The 15,675-nt window shown below is 51.5% G+C and carries 13 protein-coding genes; 3 read left to right on the top strand and 10 right to left on the bottom strand.

The genetic code is table 11. The annotated features are described in order from the left end of the window. Nucleotides 1–145: 145 nt before the first annotated feature. The 4 genes from ATB02_RS17705 to ATB02_RS17690 are packed head-to-tail and all read right to left on the bottom strand — an operon-like array spanning nucleotide 146 to nucleotide 4,801. Nucleotides 146–1,042 carry a carbamate kinase gene (locus ATB02_RS17705; RefSeq protein WP_105271991.1) on the bottom strand — a complete coding sequence of 299 codons (897 nt, stop codon included), beginning with the start codon at nucleotides 1,040–1,042 and terminating at the stop codon, nucleotides 146–148. Continuing rightward, nucleotides 1,039–1,854: a DUF2877 domain-containing protein gene (locus ATB02_RS17700; protein WP_105271990.1), complete on the bottom strand. Its 816-nt coding sequence runs from the start codon at nucleotides 1,852–1,854 to the stop codon at nucleotides 1,039–1,041. Before ATB02_RS17700 ends, ATB02_RS17705 begins: the two co-directional genes overlap by 4 nt. Before the next feature lie 10 nt (nucleotides 1,855–1,864). Next, nucleotides 1,865–3,124 carry a DUF1116 domain-containing protein gene (locus tag ATB02_RS17695; protein WP_105271989.1) on the bottom strand — a complete coding sequence of 420 codons (1,260 nt, stop codon included), beginning with the start codon at nucleotides 3,122–3,124 and terminating at the stop codon, nucleotides 1,865–1,867. Nucleotides 3,125–3,133: 9 nt separating this feature from the next. Beyond that, nucleotides 3,134–4,801, bottom strand: a complete 1,668-nt coding sequence (locus tag ATB02_RS17690; RefSeq protein WP_105271988.1) for an acyl-CoA synthetase FdrA — start codon at nucleotides 4,799–4,801, stop codon at nucleotides 3,134–3,136. A 316-nt stretch (nucleotides 4,802–5,117) separates the two neighbouring features. On the opposite strand from ATB02_RS17690, the gene allD reads away from it, so the two are divergent. From allD to allE, 3 genes are read left to right on the top strand one after another with little or no spacing between them, the layout of a single operon-like run. Further along, the gene (allD, locus tag ATB02_RS17685) at nucleotides 5,118–6,167 is read left to right on the top strand and encodes an ureidoglycolate dehydrogenase (protein WP_105271987.1); all 1,050 of its coding nucleotides are present in this window, start codon (nucleotides 5,118–5,120) and stop codon (nucleotides 6,165–6,167) included. A gap of 21 nt (nucleotides 6,168–6,188) precedes the next feature. Continuing rightward, nucleotides 6,189–7,424: an allantoate deiminase gene (gene allC / locus ATB02_RS17680; RefSeq protein WP_105271986.1), complete on the top strand. Its 1,236-nt coding sequence runs from the start codon at nucleotides 6,189–6,191 to the stop codon at nucleotides 7,422–7,424. Between the two features lie 10 nt (nucleotides 7,425–7,434). After that, nucleotides 7,435–8,220 (top strand): (S)-ureidoglycine aminohydrolase, encoded by a 786-nt coding sequence (gene allE, locus ATB02_RS17675; RefSeq protein ID WP_105271985.1) that lies wholly within the window; start codon nucleotides 7,435–7,437, stop codon nucleotides 8,218–8,220. A gap of 127 nt (nucleotides 8,221–8,347) precedes the next feature. Here allE and glxK read toward each other — a convergent pair whose 3' ends face one another. The 6 genes from glxK to hyi all read right to left on the bottom strand — a co-directional run bounded on the left by glxK (nucleotide 8,348) and on the right by hyi (nucleotide 15,673). Next, a complete protein-coding gene (gene glxK, locus ATB02_RS17670) occupies nucleotides 8,348–9,493 on the bottom strand; it encodes a glycerate 3-kinase (RefSeq protein WP_105271984.1) in 1,146 nt (381 codons plus the stop codon). Nucleotides 9,494–9,514: 21 nt separating this feature from the next. Next, the gene (locus ATB02_RS17665) at nucleotides 9,515–10,816 is read right to left on the bottom strand and encodes a uracil/xanthine transporter (RefSeq protein WP_105271983.1); all 1,302 of its coding nucleotides are present in this window, start codon (nucleotides 10,814–10,816) and stop codon (nucleotides 9,515–9,517) included. Nucleotides 10,817–10,872: 56 nt separating this feature from the next. Beyond that, complete coding sequence (gene allB / locus ATB02_RS17660; RefSeq protein WP_088541939.1) at nucleotides 10,873–12,234, bottom strand: allantoinase AllB; 1,362 nt, start codon at nucleotides 12,232–12,234, stop codon at nucleotides 10,873–10,875. A gap of 60 nt (nucleotides 12,235–12,294) precedes the next feature. Further along, nucleotides 12,295–13,749 (bottom strand): allantoin transporter, encoded by a 1,455-nt coding sequence (locus ATB02_RS17655; protein WP_000401151.1) that lies wholly within the window; start codon nucleotides 13,747–13,749, stop codon nucleotides 12,295–12,297. 169 nt (nucleotides 13,750–13,918) lie between these two features. Further along, a complete protein-coding gene (glxR, locus tag ATB02_RS17650) occupies nucleotides 13,919–14,797 on the bottom strand; it encodes a 2-hydroxy-3-oxopropionate reductase (RefSeq protein WP_105271982.1) in 879 nt (292 codons plus the stop codon). A gap of 99 nt (nucleotides 14,798–14,896) precedes the next feature. Next, nucleotides 14,897–15,673: a hydroxypyruvate isomerase gene (gene hyi / locus ATB02_RS17645; RefSeq protein ID WP_000943560.1), complete on the bottom strand. Its 777-nt coding sequence runs from the start codon at nucleotides 15,671–15,673 to the stop codon at nucleotides 14,897–14,899. Between the last annotated feature and the right edge of the window lie 2 nt (nucleotides 15,674–15,675).

Below are 15,675 nucleotides of genomic sequence, written 5' to 3'. Positions count from 1 at the left end.
CAAGCGTCGCATCAGGCATGGTGCGCCGATTACCGGATGCGGCGTGAACGCCTTATCCGACTACCAATCCGGTACCCATTGTAGGCGTGATAAGACGCGTCAAGCGTCGCATCAGGCATGGTGCGCCATATGCTGGATGCTCCCATCACGACAGCGAAATACAGGTCCCCGCTTCGCCCGCCAGCGTCTCTTCAATCCGCGATAACGCCCCAATCCACGCAGGTTTACCACGGCTTCTGACATAGCCACTTACCGCCGTCACCTTCGGTCCCATCGCCCCATCGGCTTTGGCAAATGGCGCTAACTCATCCGGTGTGGCATGACGAATAGCGCGTTGCTGCGGCGTTCCCCAGTTTTCATATACCGCATCAGCATCGGTGAGGATCACCAGTCCATCGGCATTAATCTGCTCGGCGAGCAACGCAGCGGCGAGATCTTTATCAATCACTGCTTCACTCCCTGCCCCGTCTTTCGTCACAGGCACACCGCCGCCGCCACTGCAAATCACCACATGCCCCTCTTTGAGCAACAACTCGATGGCTTCACTGTCGAGAATTTTACGAGGCTGGGGAGATGCCACCACCCGGCGTAAATATTTGCCATCACGCTTCATTTTCCAGCCGTAAGCCGTTTCCAGTGCCTCTTGTTCTTCTGGCTGATAAACCGGGCCGATAAACTTCTCTGGCTGCAAAAACGCCGGATCATCAGACGAAACCTCAATGCGCGTCAGCACCGTCGTGACAGGCGGCATCTGCGGCTGTGCGCTCAAACTCTGCGCCAGCATATAGCCAATCATCCCCTGACTTTCCGCCACCAGCACATCCAGTGGATACGGTTCGACCTCTTTCCAGGCCAGATTTTGTAACGCCAACAAACCCACCTGCGGCCCGTTGCCGTGAACAATCGCCAGTCGATAAGCACGCGCCAGGCGCGCCAGCGCGGGAACAGCACTGGCAATATTGCGATATTGATTTTCTGCCGTCAGCGCCTCACCGCGCTGGAGTAAGGCATTGCCCCCAAGAGCTACAACCAGTGTTTTCATGGTGTTCCTTGTAATAATTGTTGACCAAGCCAGAACCCCAGCAGCGTATCTGCCCCTGACGTATGCCCCAGCGCCAACAGCGAATCAATCGCAACAGCGGTACGTTTCGGGCAACTCAGAGCATGAACAAAGTGCAGGACTGGCGAGGCGAAATATCCTTGCGCGGCATAACGTAAATAATTAACGCTCACCGCTGTGGTAACGAGTTGAAGATTGTCGGAACAGGCAAAAAACGGGCGACCGGAGCGCGCATCTAAAGCGCCATAATACCAGGCCGCCAGCAGCATTCCGCTCAGCGTATCATCATGACTTGGCGTTAATCCGGGGCCTTTACCCAGCCAGTGCCGCCAGTCGGTCTTAACGCCATTGAGCGCGGCCTGAAAACAGTGACGAAACTGGCGTAATTCAGCAGGCAGCGGATCGCCTGCCGCCAACGCCAGCGGCCCGAAAAGCCCGGTTTCCTCCGCGCGTTGCATCCATGCCGCTGCAAGCGGTTGAGGATGCGCAGGCGGCGTAATACGCAGCAAACAATAACGCTGTGGCTGTTTAACCGTGAAACGCCCGAGGCGAATCCCTTGAGCCACAACCTGTGGTCGTTCATTGCCGCATAATCCACCGCATAACGCATCGAATTGTGCGCGGCGAAGCACCCATCCTCCGGGACCGAAACCACTACCCTGACGATGCAGCGTTAACAATTCACCGCTTTCCGTCATCAGGTTAATCGCCCGCCGCCACACGCCCGCTAACCGCCAGGACTGGCGATAATTCGGTGCACTACGGCTGGCAAGCAGAGGAAGGATGATCGTCATTGCGCGTTCCTCAACCAATCCCCATGCTTTCAGCCAGAGCTTCCAGCGCCTGTTCAAAGCACGCCAGCGGTGCCCGCACAGTGCCTGCACCAATCTGCCCGATCCCCGCCTCTTTATGGGCGATACCCGTATTGATGAGTGGTGTAATACCGGTTTCTACCACGCGACGAATATCCAGCCCCAGACACGCGCCCTGGAAATCCCAGCCAGGGATCTGCAACTGCATATTGCGCTCAAGGAAGATTTCTGCCATCTCTTCAGATTCTGCTCTGGCTGCTTCCATACCACCCGCACCGACAAAGCGTGTTACGCCAGGGGCGGCGATCATTGCCGCACCACCGATACCAAAGGTTTCGGTAATCGCGCTATCGCCCATATCCGGGTTCGCCTGCTCCTGCGAGAAGCCGGTGAAAAACAGACCTTGCGGAGTGTTTACTGGCGCAGTAAACCAGCGTTCGCCCAGCCCGCTGACCCGAATCCCGAACATATTGCCGTTGCGGGTCATAGCCGTGACGATGCTGCCTGCGCGGATCATCGCACCAGCATCCATCGCCGCCTTGCAGTAAGCCATCGCGAGGTTAAGGAAGAACTGATCGGTCACGCTGAGGAAATCCATCACTTCCGCGATGTGTTGTTTATCATGATCGAGGCGAGCAATTTGTGGGGCCAGCGCACGCATTAACAGTGCTGAGGAAGCAATATTGCGCTGATGGAACTCATCGCCCATGGTAATGCCCTGCGCCATCATCGCGGTGAGATCGATACCGCGCTCCATGCGCCCCAGCGCCGCGCTTAATACTGGCATTAACACATCGCGCATCCAGCGATGGCGAGTCAGGACATCTTCGCCGTAAGCGCCAAAACGCATCACTTTGCCGATACCTTCGTTGAGGTTGCAGTACGCCCGATTGCCGTCGGTCACGTTCTCGACCACCAGCATCGGCATACTGGCAGAAGTAATGCCGCCCATTGGCCCGACAGCATTCACATGGTGACAAGGAATGAAGTTCACTTCCCCCTGCTCCAGCATTGCCAGTGCCTGCGCTTCATCTTTCGCCCAGCCTTCAAACAGACATGCGCCCACACATGCCCCTTTCATGGGTCCGGTCATCTCCTGCCAGCGCATCGGCGGCCCGGCGTGAAGCAGTGTTTTACCCTGATTTAATTCATTAATTAGTGAAGAAGCCGGTTGCACATCCAGCCAGTGTGGACGAGCGCGACGAATTTGTTCGATAACCGCAGCATTGGCTTGCGCCACTGATGTAAACATGGGAACCCCTTATTGCAAACGTTCTAATAAACGAGCCAGTTTTTTATTGCCGCCAGCGACTGGTGACCATTGGTAATGCACAACCGGTTTGCTGGCGCTTTGTAGTTCCAGCGCAAAGCTGCGTAACCCGATGTTAATCACGGCGACGTTTTCCAGTAGTGACGGTGTGTGTTGCTGTGTGGCAGGCGAGAGCGGATGAATTAACGCCGCCGCCAGCAAGGTGGCTTCTGGCAGCGAACTCACTACCGCGATCCCTGCATCTTCCAGCGTGGCGATTTGCTGCGAGCGGCATTGCGGGTCACGTTCAGTGCCTGTCACCGTGGCAATGGCATACAGTGGTTGATTGTCTGGACGCGCGGCACAGGCTTTTTGCCAGGCGCTTACCAGCGAGGCTGCAGGATCGGTGGTCGCACCGAAGCCAATCACCACATCAAGCAGCAATACGCGCACTTGCGGTTTAGCGCCGAGATCGGCAATTAACTGGTTGCGTAAGGTTGGGTCGATCATCGGATGGGGACGCCCGACGGTGTAGAAATCATCGCCGAGGTCAATAATCTGGTGACCATCGGCGTCGAGCATCATGCCGTGATGATGGGTATCGTCGGCTACCACGCCAAGATGCGCGGCAAGTAATCCCGCCGCTTCGGCGGCTAACGTACCGCCGGTATACAAGCCGCAAATAAATCCGCTGCTGGCAGGCGCTATCGCGTTACGTCGCGCCGTAACGCGTGAAAGCAGGCAAGCCAGGCGTGAGGCATCATCCAGCGAGGAGGCAAACCAGACATTCTCGTCGCGGGCCACCGCCGGGGTATAACCTAAAAACAGCGCCACCGTTGGTTTGCCGGTTGCTTTCATGGCATTAACAATTTTCAGACGCACAGCTTCGGCAGGTGGTTTTGAAACAAATGCCAGCACTTCGCTTTTCGCATCGGTGCTTAACATTTCCAGCGCCGTTAGCGCACTGATGCCGCCCACTTCACGGCTGAGATCGCGCCCGCCAAGACCAATCGCGTGAGTAATTCCCTCACCTGCCAGCGCAATCTGTGAGCACAGCTCCTGAATCCCGGTACCGGAAGCGCCAATGACGCCAATGTTGCCTTCCGGCATCACGTTAGCAAAAGCCAGCGGCGTGGCGGCAATCATCGACGTACCGCAGTCTGGCCCCATCACCAGCAAGCCTTTTTCCCGTGCGCGGGTTTTAAGTTGGATTTCATCTTCCAGCGTGACGTTATCGGAGAACATCATCACGTTGAGGTTGCGATCCAGCGCCTGATTCGCCAGCTCCGCCGCATACTCGCCAGCCACTGAAATCAGCGCCAGATTGGCATTGGGTAATTTCTGACTGGCACTGTCCCAGCGACGTACCTGCGTCAACGCCTGGCTGCTGCCTGTACCCTGTGCCAGTTGTTTTAGCGCCTCTTCAAGCTGCCGCATAATCGCCTGCGCGATCCCTGCATCCGCCGCTTCGCTACGAATCGCCACGCAAATATCGTTCGGCGTGGCGTGATTAAAATCGTCATGCCAGAAACCTGTAGTCTCTAATAACGCTTTATTGGCGGGCGTACCCATCATTACGGAAACATCATCAACATTTTCTGATTCGCTGAGTTTTCGTGAAATAATCATTAAACTGACCGAATCCTGAAAACACCCTTTTTTAATAAAGGCGTGGATCATAACAACTCCTTAAAAATTGCACCCATGGCAATTGCACGAGCAGTGTTAATGTGGCGATTACGGTATCGATGGATGGTGATAAATAAGGTGATGAATATCACACAGACATTATTAACAAAAGAATTCAAATAACCGCCAGACTATTACGCGTTATTTTTTAATAAGCATAGTTGTTTTAAAAACCAGGTTAAAAGCGAGCGGATTATCAAATAAATTCTAACTATATTTTTTTGCCTGTCTGGATCACATAATCCAGATATTTTCCCTGTATGTTAATTGCAGTCATGCTTCACACCGTCGTTAAAAAGGAAGACAGATGAAAATCAGTCGGGAAACACTCCACCAGCTAATCGAGAATAAACTCTGTCAGGCTGGGTTAAAACGTGAGCACGCTGCAACCGTGGCTGAAGTATTGGTTTACGCCGATGCCAGAGGGATCCACTCTCATGGCGCGGTGCGCGTTGAATACTACGCAGAGCGCATATCAAAAGGCGGCACCAACCGCGAACCAGAGTTTCGTCTTGAAGAAACCGGACCGTGCTCGGCAATTTTACATGCCGACAATGCCGCCGGACAGGTCGCGGCAAAAATGGGTATGGAACATGCCATCAAAACCGCCCAGCAAAAAGGCGTTGCGGTGGTCGGTATCAGCCGGATGGGTCACAGCGGCGCAATCTCTTATTTTGTACAGCAGGCAGCCCGCGCCGGGTTAATTGGCATTTCGATGTGCCAGTCCGATCCAATGGTGGTGCCGTTTGGCGGCGCGGAAATTTACTACGGTACTAACCCACTGGCCTTTGCCGCGCCGGGAGAAGGCGACGAGATCCTTACCTTTGATATGGCGACTACCGTACAGGCATGGGGAAAAGTGCTCGACGCCCGCTCGCGCAATATGTCTATCCCCGATACCTGGGCGGTCGATAAAAATGGTACACCAACCAGCGATCCCTTCGCGGTTAACGCCCTGCTCCCGGCTGCCGGACCGAAAGGTTATGGCCTGATGATGATGATCGACGTCCTCTCCGGCGTCTTACTCGGCTTACCGTTCGGGCGTCAGGTCAGTTCGATGTATGACGATTTACACGCCGGACGTAATTTGGGGCAATTACATGTAGTTATTAATCCGAACTTTTTCTCCTCCAGCGAATTATTCCGTCAACATCTTAGCCAGACCATGCGCGAATTAAATGCCATTACCCCCGCGCCCGGTTTTAACCAGGTTTATTATCCCGGACAGGATCAGGATATTAAGCAACGCAAAGCCGACGTCGAAGGCATCGAAATTGTTGATGATATTTACCAGTATTTAATTTCCGACGCGCTTTATAACACGTCATACGAAACGAAAAATCCCTTTGCGCAATAATTGTTGAGACAGGACTTTCTTATGATTACACATTTCCGTCAAGCTATAGAAGAAACGCTGCCCTGGCTTTCCTCTTTTGGTGCTGACCCAACGGGTGGAATGACCCGTTTACTTTATTCGCCGGAGTGGCTGGAAACCCAGCAGCAATTTAAAAAAAGAATGGCAGCAAGTGGGCTGGAAACACGTTTCGATGAAGTGGGGAATTTATACGGCCGCCTGAACGGCAGCGAATACCCTCAGGAAGTGATTCTGAGCGGTTCGCATATTGATACCGTGGTTAACGGCGGTAACCTCGACGGACAATTCGGCGCACTGGCGGCGTGGCTGGCGACTGACTGGCTGAAAACGCAATACGGCGCGCCGCTGCGAACGGTCGAAGTGGTGGCAATGGCGGAAGAAGAAGGCAGCCGCTTCCCGTATGTCTTCTGGGGCAGTAAAAATATCTTTGGGCTGGCGAATCCTGACGACGTGCGGAATATCTGTGATGCCAAAGGAAATAGTTTTGTCGATGCAATGAAGGCTTGCGGATTTACTCTGCCGAACGCCCCACTAACTCCGCGTCAGGATATTAAAGCCTTTGTCGAACTGCATATCGAACAGGGTTGTGTGCTGGAAAGTAATGGTCAGTCAATTGGCGTGGTGAATGCAATTGTCGGGCAACGTCGCTATACGGTGACGCTGAACGGCGAATCAAACCATGCAGGCACCACGCCGATGGGTTATCGTCGTGATACGGTTTACGCTTTCAGTCGCATTTGCCATCAGTCAGTTGAGAAAGCGAAAAAGATGGGCGATCCGCTGGTGCTGACCTTTGGCAAGGTGGAGCCGCGCCCGAATACGGTGAATGTAGTGCCGGGTAAAACCACGTTCACCATTGATTGTCGTCATACCGACACTGCCATGTTGCGCGATTTTACCCAACAGTTAGAAAACGACATGCGGGCGATTTGCGATGAAATGGACATTGGTATTGATATCGATTTATGGATGGACGAAGAACCCGTGCCGATGAATAAGGACCTGGTCGCCACCCTGACAGAATTGTGTGAAAGCGAAAAACTGAATTACCGGGTAATGCACAGTGGTGCCGGGCACGACGCACAAATTTTCGCGCCTCGCGTACCAACCTGCATGATTTTCATTCCCAGCATCAACGGGATCAGCCATAACCCGGCGGAACGCACCAATATTACCGACCTTGCCGAAGGGGTCAAAACGTTGGCACTCATGCTTTATCAACTTGCCTGGCAGAAATAAGGAGTCATAAATGGGATATTTAAATAACGTCACCGGTTACCGCGATGATTTACTGGCTAACCGTGCGATTGTTAAACACGGTAATTTCGCGCTGTTAACCCCGGACGGTCTGGTAAAAAATATTATTCCGGGCTTTGAAAATTGTGACGCGACAATCCTCTCCACGCCAAAGCTGGGGGCCTCTTTTGTTGATTATCTGGTCACACTGCATCAAAACGGGGGTAATCAGCAGGGCTTCGGTGGCAAAGGAATTGAAACCTTCCTGTATGTGATTTCTGGAAATATCACTGCCAAAGCCGAAGGGAAAACATTTACCTTAAGCGAAGGTGGTTATCTTTATTGCCCGCCAGGCTCCTTAATGACTTTTGTTAACGCCCAGGCCGAAGACAGCCAAATCTTTTTATATAAGCGTCGCTATGTTCCGGTAGAAGGTCATGCGCCGTGGCTGGTTTCTGGCAATGCCAGCGAACTGGAACGCATTCATTATGAAGGCATGGACGATGTTATTCTGCTGGATTTTCTGCCCAAAGAGTTAGGTTTTGATATGAACATGCATATCCTCTCTTTTGCGCCAGGTGCCAGCCACGGTTATATCGAAACTCACGTCCAGGAACACGGTGCCTATATTCTTTCCGGTCAGGGGGTTTATAACCTCGACAATAACTGGATCCCGGTGAAAAAAGGCGATTACATCTTTATGGGCGCTTATTCCTTACAGGCCGGTTATGGCGTAGGGCGTGGTGAAGCGTTTAGTTATATTTATTCAAAGGATTGTAACCGCGACGTTGAGATTTAAGTCATACCACACGCCTGATTATTTTTAGCTATGTTGGATTTTGCCACGGTTTATACCGTGGCTTTTTTGTAGTCAATTCAGGTAAAAAAAGATGCGATATAAATCGCATCCGCTTTAAAGGTAAGAGTCAGTTTTTAATTCCCTGACCTATTTTAATGGCGCAGGCAATATTTCGCGCACTGTTGAAGAGATTGGTTTCACCGCTGGCGAGCACTTCGGCTAAAGGTGCCAGACGTGGCAAAATGCTGAATACCGCGTCAATGCCGTACTGGTGCACCACTTCCACGCCATCACCCAATACGCCAGCAATCCCAATCACCGGGACATTAAACTGCTTCGCCACCGATGCCACACCCAGCGGCGCTTTACCGCCTGCCGTTTGCGAGTCGATGCGCCCTTCCCCGGTGATCACCAGTGCTGCACCCTGCACCGCCTGCGCAAGATTGACCGCATTCAACACAATCTCAATACCCGGTTTAATATCCGCATTGAGGAATACCGCTGCGGCAATTCCCATGCCTCCGGCCGCGCCGCCGCCCGCCATCTGGCAGACGTTGATTTCAGTTAGCTGTTGTAAAACACGGGCGTAATTTTGCAGCCCCTGTTCCAGCTCTTCGACCATTTCTGGCGTTGCCCCTTTTTGCGGGCCAAACACCGCCGCCGCGCCGCGTGCCCCTACCAACGGATTATCTACATCGCACGCTACTTCAATATGGCAGTTCGCCAGGCGCGGATCGCACTCCTCCATCTCAATGCTTGCCACGCGCGCTAAATTGCCGCCGTTAGCCACCAGCACCTGACCGTCGGCATCGAGAAAACGCACACCGAGCGCCTGCGCCATGCCCATACCGCCGTCGACCGTCGCGCTACCACCAATGCCGAGAATAATATGGCGAATATCGTTATCCAGCGCATGGCGAATTAACTCCCCCGTACCAAAACTGGAGGCCAGCAACGGATTACGCTTTTCAGGCTCGACCAGCATCAGGCCACTTGCCGCCGCCATCTCAATCACCGCCGTTTTCCCGTCGCCGGTAAGGCCATAAAAAGCATTCACTGTTTCCCCCATCGGCCCACAGACTTCAAGCGTCACGATTTTGCCGCCCGTCGCGGCGACCATCGCCTCCACCGTCCCTTCGCCGCCATCCGCTATCGGCAGACAGATATAGTGCGCATCGGGAAAGAGGGTCGAAAACCCGGCTTTAATTGCCTGACAACATTTTTCTGCACTTAAGCTCTCTTTAAACGAGTCTGGTGCAATGACAATTTTCATTATCAATCCTTTTTCAACAAATTATTCGATGCGTTCCCACGGAATAAGATTATCCATAAGAACAGCCAGTAAAATTCCGACCAGTAAGCCGTTACTGAGCAGAGGACGAAGCGTTAATGGAAGGTCTTGCAGATACACAGGCGGTAATGCCATTAAAAATATGCCGACAAATAACGGCAATGCGAGTCGATAAATATTGCGAGCGGTAAACGTGATTTGCTGGCTAAACACCAGCGCGGAAAAGAGTAAAGGCAGATAAGAAACCAGCATGACCGCGCTACTGACTGGTAAGGGGATACTGCAAAACAGTCGCGTGAGTGCCGGAACCAGTGCCACCAGCAGGCAAATAACGCTGCCATAAATAAACGAACGCCGCGTGTAATCGCCAGTCTGGGTTAATAAACCAATGGATGAAACAAACGGTGAAAATGGAATTACCGCCAGCGGCACGGTTATCAGCGTCATAAATCCGGTCGCCACAAAGCTGCGACGATAACGCGTATTCCCCGCGCCCTGTTGCGGATAAAAAACATCCGTGCCACGAATCGCACCGTAGGTATTGCTGATATTTACCAGACCTGTAATCACCGCCGTCAGAATAATCCCCGGCGACAAAGCACCGCCACTGCCGAGCGGGAACCACTGCCAGTGCAACTCACCGGAGAGCGAATGCGAAGAAGGAAAGCAAAAGTACCACAACAACCAGCCGGTTATCGTACCAACCAGTAAGCCGTAACGGGCAAAACGTTGCGGCAGGAAGATAATCATCGCCAGTACCAGGCACATCACCGCCACCGAGAGCGCGAACGGCGGTAACTGAATTTTAAAATTCGGGTCGGCTATGCCAAACGGCAGGCCGAGCATACCTTTGAAAAAGATAGTGGTCAGCTGCGCGCCCAGCATCAACATAAACAAGACCATCACAGACGGCGTAAATAACCGCGCCAGGCGATGATCTAATCCGCTAAAACCAATCAACATCGTCAGCACGCCAGAGAGCGCAATTCCCACCGCCAGACTGGTAGCGATATCGTTGATCGGGGTCCCGCGCGATGCTTCGCCAAGGGTGATAGTAAGGATGGTTCCCCACCACAGGCCGCCCGGACCTTCCATAATAGCGCGACGATGGCCGCAGAACGCCTGAGCGAAACAGGCCAGCGCGGTAGCAAGAAAAGCATATTGCGTGAGCGTAAGCAGGCTACTTTGCGGCAACTGAAAAGCCGAAAGTAGCGTAGGAGGAACCACAACCGTGTTACAAAAAATAAAGAAAAACCACTGAAATCCTGATAACAGGCTTTCACGGCTCACTGCAAAATTGAACATAAACACACCTTAACCGGAGAATGCCCGCCGCAAGGACGGGCATTGCAGGGGCCAGATTACTGCTGATGTTTAAGGATAAATTGACCTTTCGGCGCAACAGGGAAACCCTGTTCGATGTCGTAAATCACATCACCACGTAAGAGGGTTTTCGTGATACGCGCGCCAATGGTACGGCCAACATACGGGCTGACTTTGTGGCGATATTCCAGATCGTCATTGGTAAGAACATAGCTGCTATTCGGCTGAATGAAGACGAAGTCGGCATCTTTTCCTGGGGCGATACGGCCTTTTTGCTGCAGACCGAAAATATCTGCTGCGTTAGTCGCCATTAATTTGCCGAACATCGGCAGAGACATACCGCGTTTCTGTACCGCTTCATCGAACATCACGTCCATGCAGCTTTGCAGACCGGCGATACCGCCCCATGCTTTCATGATGTTGCCTGCTTTCATTTCCGGTGGGCATGGAGAGTGGTCGGAAACCAGGCAGTCGATTTCACCGTTAAACAGTTTTTCCCACATGCCTTTCTGGTTTTCCAGATCGCGGATCGGTGGTGAACACTTCGCCAGAGTACCGATTTCTTCGAACTGATCGGTATCCAGTACAAAGTAATGCGGGCAGGATTCACAGGTAACGTCCTGGCCTTCCTGACGCGCACGAGTCACCTCTTCAACACCTTCCGGGCTGCTGATGTGGCAAACGTGCAGACGGCAACCGGCGACTTTCGCCAGGTACAGTACGCGGCGAATCGCTTCCACTTCGGTAAACACCGGACGCGAAGCCACATAGTCATGAGCGGTTACGCGACCTTCGCGCTTCGCTTCTTCGCCCAGTTCGTCACAGATCAGCGCATTTTCGCAGTGCACCAGCACTGGCTGACCCAGTTCGCCCAGCTTCTGTGCGCCTTTGAAAAACTGCCAGTCGTTTACGTCACGGAAGTCGTTGTCGATACCGCGATCGCCACAGGTTGCAACGAAGCATTTGAAGCCGACAACGCCCACTTCATCCAGCTCATGCAGACGGTCGATGTTGTAAGACACCAGGCCACCGAGTTGCGCCGCATCGATAGTCAGCTTGCCTTTAGCGGCATCAAACTTCAGTTCAATCGATGCGCGGTCAACCGTTGCAGGCAGCTGGTTGAGCGGCATTTCGATCATGGTGGTGATACCACCTTTTGCCGCTGCGCGAGTACCCGTTTCATAACCTTCCCAGTGGCTACGACCCGGTTCAGAAATATGGGTGTGCGCATCAACCATGCCTGGCGAAACCACCAGACCAGACGCATCCATAACTTCTATTGCATCGCCCAGATCCTGACCGATAGCAGCAATTTTTCCGCCTTTAACGGCGATATCTACAACGCGAGCTTCGTTTTCTAAAATAACGGTGCCGTTTTTAATGATTAAATCAAAAGACATAACAAACTCCTTGTAAAATACAGATTGGATTTTTAACTCAATGTTCAATATCGGGATTAATTAACCTGTGACTTTTTGTTCTCCTGTTTTTTCTGCTGCAGTACGTTTCTTTAATAAGGCGTAGGCCGCAAAGGCGACAATAACGCCGACAAACCATGAAACGCGTGATAAAGGCTCCATGAACGGAATAAATTTACCACCGAGAGATAAAATAACGGCGACCAAAGTTACTGAGAACGCGGTAAGGTTAAAGCCGTTATCGTAATATTTGAAATCCCCTGCTGCGGTATACAGTTCATCAAGATTAATTTGTCCGCGCATCACCACAAAATAATGCGCCATCATCACACCAATTACTGGACCCAGCATTCCGCCGATAATATCGAGGAACAGATAAATGCTGTCCTGATTTTCCATTAATTTCCACGGACAGATCAGCAAACTGATAATACTGGCAATCAGTACGCCGTTTTTATAGGTCAGTTTCGTCGGTGCAATAGCGGCTATCTGATAACCAGCCGGAATAATATTACCGGTGGCGTTAGTGGAGATAGTCGTCATCAGAATAACCAGTACCGCAAAGAACGAGGCAAACAGGCTATCCCAACGCTGAACAATATCCAGCACGTTCCAGGTGTCAGCGCCGTAGTGAATACTGGCTCCGGCAATAATACATACCCCGGCGACCGCAAACAGAATATAGGCCACAACTAAACCCAGCGTTTGCCCCAGCGCCTGCTCACGAAACGAGTGGGCGTTTTGCGTAAAGTCGGATGCGCTCACCGCCGGTGCCGCCCAGACCGCAACTACCGCGTTAATCACCACCAGGAACAGGAAGCCACCGTTTTCTGCTTTCTGAATACCGCTCGGAATGTAGTCAAAGATTGGACCGATCCCGACCAGCGAAATCGCCCAAATCGCCATACCGCCGAAGACAACATAGATACACGGGTTAAGAATGGCGGTGAATTTATTTAAAACTTTGCCACCACCGAAACCGATTCCGACGTTCACCAGCCAGAAGAGTAAGAAAGTGATTAAGCCCGGTAGAGAAAGCCCTAACAGGGTAAAATCACCACCGAGAGTTAAAAATCCCGGCCAGATTTTGCCAATCAGGATCAAGCAGGCCAGCGATCCTGCGTAACATTGCAGGCCAAACCACATAATGGCAGCAATCCCGCCTCTTAATAATCCGGGAAACAGTGCACCACGTACGCCATAAGAAGCACGCAGGATCATGGCAAATGGTACGCCGTATTTACTGCCCGCAGCACCGTTTAATACCATTACCGCGGCAATGAAAAAGGCGCTGAGGATAATTGCCAGCATAATACTAAAGGTAGACAAGCCGAGAATAAAAAAGCCGCCGACCATCACATAATTGGGAACGTTATGAACCGAACCCATCCATAAGGTAAAATAGTTAAATGTTTTCCAGGTCCGCTGGCTTTGCGTTTTCGGCAATAGATCTTCGCTATAGCCGCGTTGCTGGAATAGTTTTCTCTGATGTTCCATAAATCCCTCTTAATTTCACGTATCGAATAACGTCTTTTTAATCTAGCTATGAGGAACAAATAAAATAAAAATATTATTTTTAATACTGAAGCAACATCTTTGGCTGCTTTCTTTTTTTAATATTGCTGGCCGATTCATTTTCTGATATCGGCCATTTTTATTGCGGGTATCAGGCCAGTTTATGGTTAGCCATTAATTCCAGCGCCTGCACTAACGCAGAGTGATCCAACTGGCTGCCACCGTTTGCCGCACAGGTATTAAATAACTCCTGGCAGGTCGCGGTGTTTGGCAGGTTCAGCGCCAGTGCTTTCGCACTTTGCAGTGCCAGGTTGAGATCTTTCTGGTGCAGCGCAATTTTAAAACCTGGATTAAAGGTGCGTTTAATCATGCGCTCACCGTGAACTTCCAGAATACGTGAGGAAGCAAAGCCGCCCATCAGCGCCTGCCGCACCCGTACCGGATCCGCTCCGGCTTTTGAAGCAAACAGCAGGGCTTCAGAAACCGCTTCAATATTGAGCGCCACGATAATCTGATTTGCCACTTTGCAGGTCTGGCCGTCGCCGTTACCGCCCACGAGGGTGATATTTTTACCGAGCAATTCAAACAGCGGTTTAACACGTTCAAATACCGCTTCGTCGCCGCCAACCATAATCGACAACGTCCCTTCACGCGCGCCGATTTCACCGCCGGAGACGGGCGCATCGAGATAATCGCCGCCCAGTTCATTCACCTGACGAGCGAAACGTTTAGTTTCGATCGGGGAAATGGAGCTCATATCAACAATGGTTTTGCCCTGGAGCGACGTTTTTGCACAACCATTTTCACCAAACAGAACTTCTTCAACCTGTGGCGTATCCGGCACCATAATAAAAATGATGTCCGATGCTTCCGTTACCTGGCGCGCAGTTTCAACACTGACGGCACCCAGCGACAGTAATTCATCAGCAACCGGACCAATGGTTGTGACATGCAGTTGATGACCGGCACGCGCCAGATTAATGGCCATCGGTGTACCCATAATGCCTAAGCCAATAAATCCCAGTTTCATAATTAACCTCTTTTAAATTTCGCTTTTCCTGAATTCAGACAACACGATCCCCTGCCAACTTAGCGGCCTAAAAAAGCATTGCCTGAACAGCGTTACGTTTTAACGGTACGGATCCATCCAGCGTAAACCGGCTTCCGTGGTGGTTTGGGGTTTATATTCACACCCAACCCAACCGTTGTAGTCAGAATTTTCAATTACCGTAAAGAGATACTCATAATTAATTTCTCCGGTTCCCGGTTCGCCGCGATGCGGATTATCGGCAATTTGCAGGTGACCAATTTTATCGGCCCATTGAGTCATAGTGTTGGTTAATTCACCTTCCATCCGCTGCATATGATAAATGTCATACTGAATTTTCAAATTGCAGCAACCAACATCATCAATCAGTTTCAGCGCCTGCCGAGTTCCGGTGAGATGGAAACCAGGAATATCAAAATGGTTGATAGGTTCAATCAGTAATAAAATATCTTCTTTCATCAGCATATTCGCGGCATAACGCAGGTTTTCTACAAGCGTTGCGTGAATCTGTTCACTGCTGAAACCAGCCGGCGTTTTACCGACCAGACAGTTAATTTTTTTATTACCCAGCGCACGAGCATAACGAATCGCTGCTGCTACGCCATCCCGAAACTCTTCTTCACGGCCAGGAATACAAGCAATACCGCGCTCGCCCGCCGCCCAGTCACCCGCCGGTAAATTGTGCAGAGTATGTTCGAGTTTATTACTCGCCAGCACCTGTTTTAATTCTTCAATGTCGTAGTCATAAGGAAACATAAATTCAACGCCGCGAAAACCACACTGCGCTGCTTTCTCAAAACGGGCGAGAAAATCATATTCACCAAATAACATCGATAAATTCGCAGAGAAACGTAACATTA

It is taken from the genome of Escherichia sp. MOD1-EC5189, assembly GCF_002966045.1.
GTDB lineage: Bacteria > Pseudomonadota > Gammaproteobacteria > Enterobacterales > Enterobacteriaceae > Escherichia > Escherichia coli_F.
The sequence above is the reverse complement of the archived record's forward strand: the minus strand, read 5'-3'. Positions and strand labels throughout refer to the sequence as shown.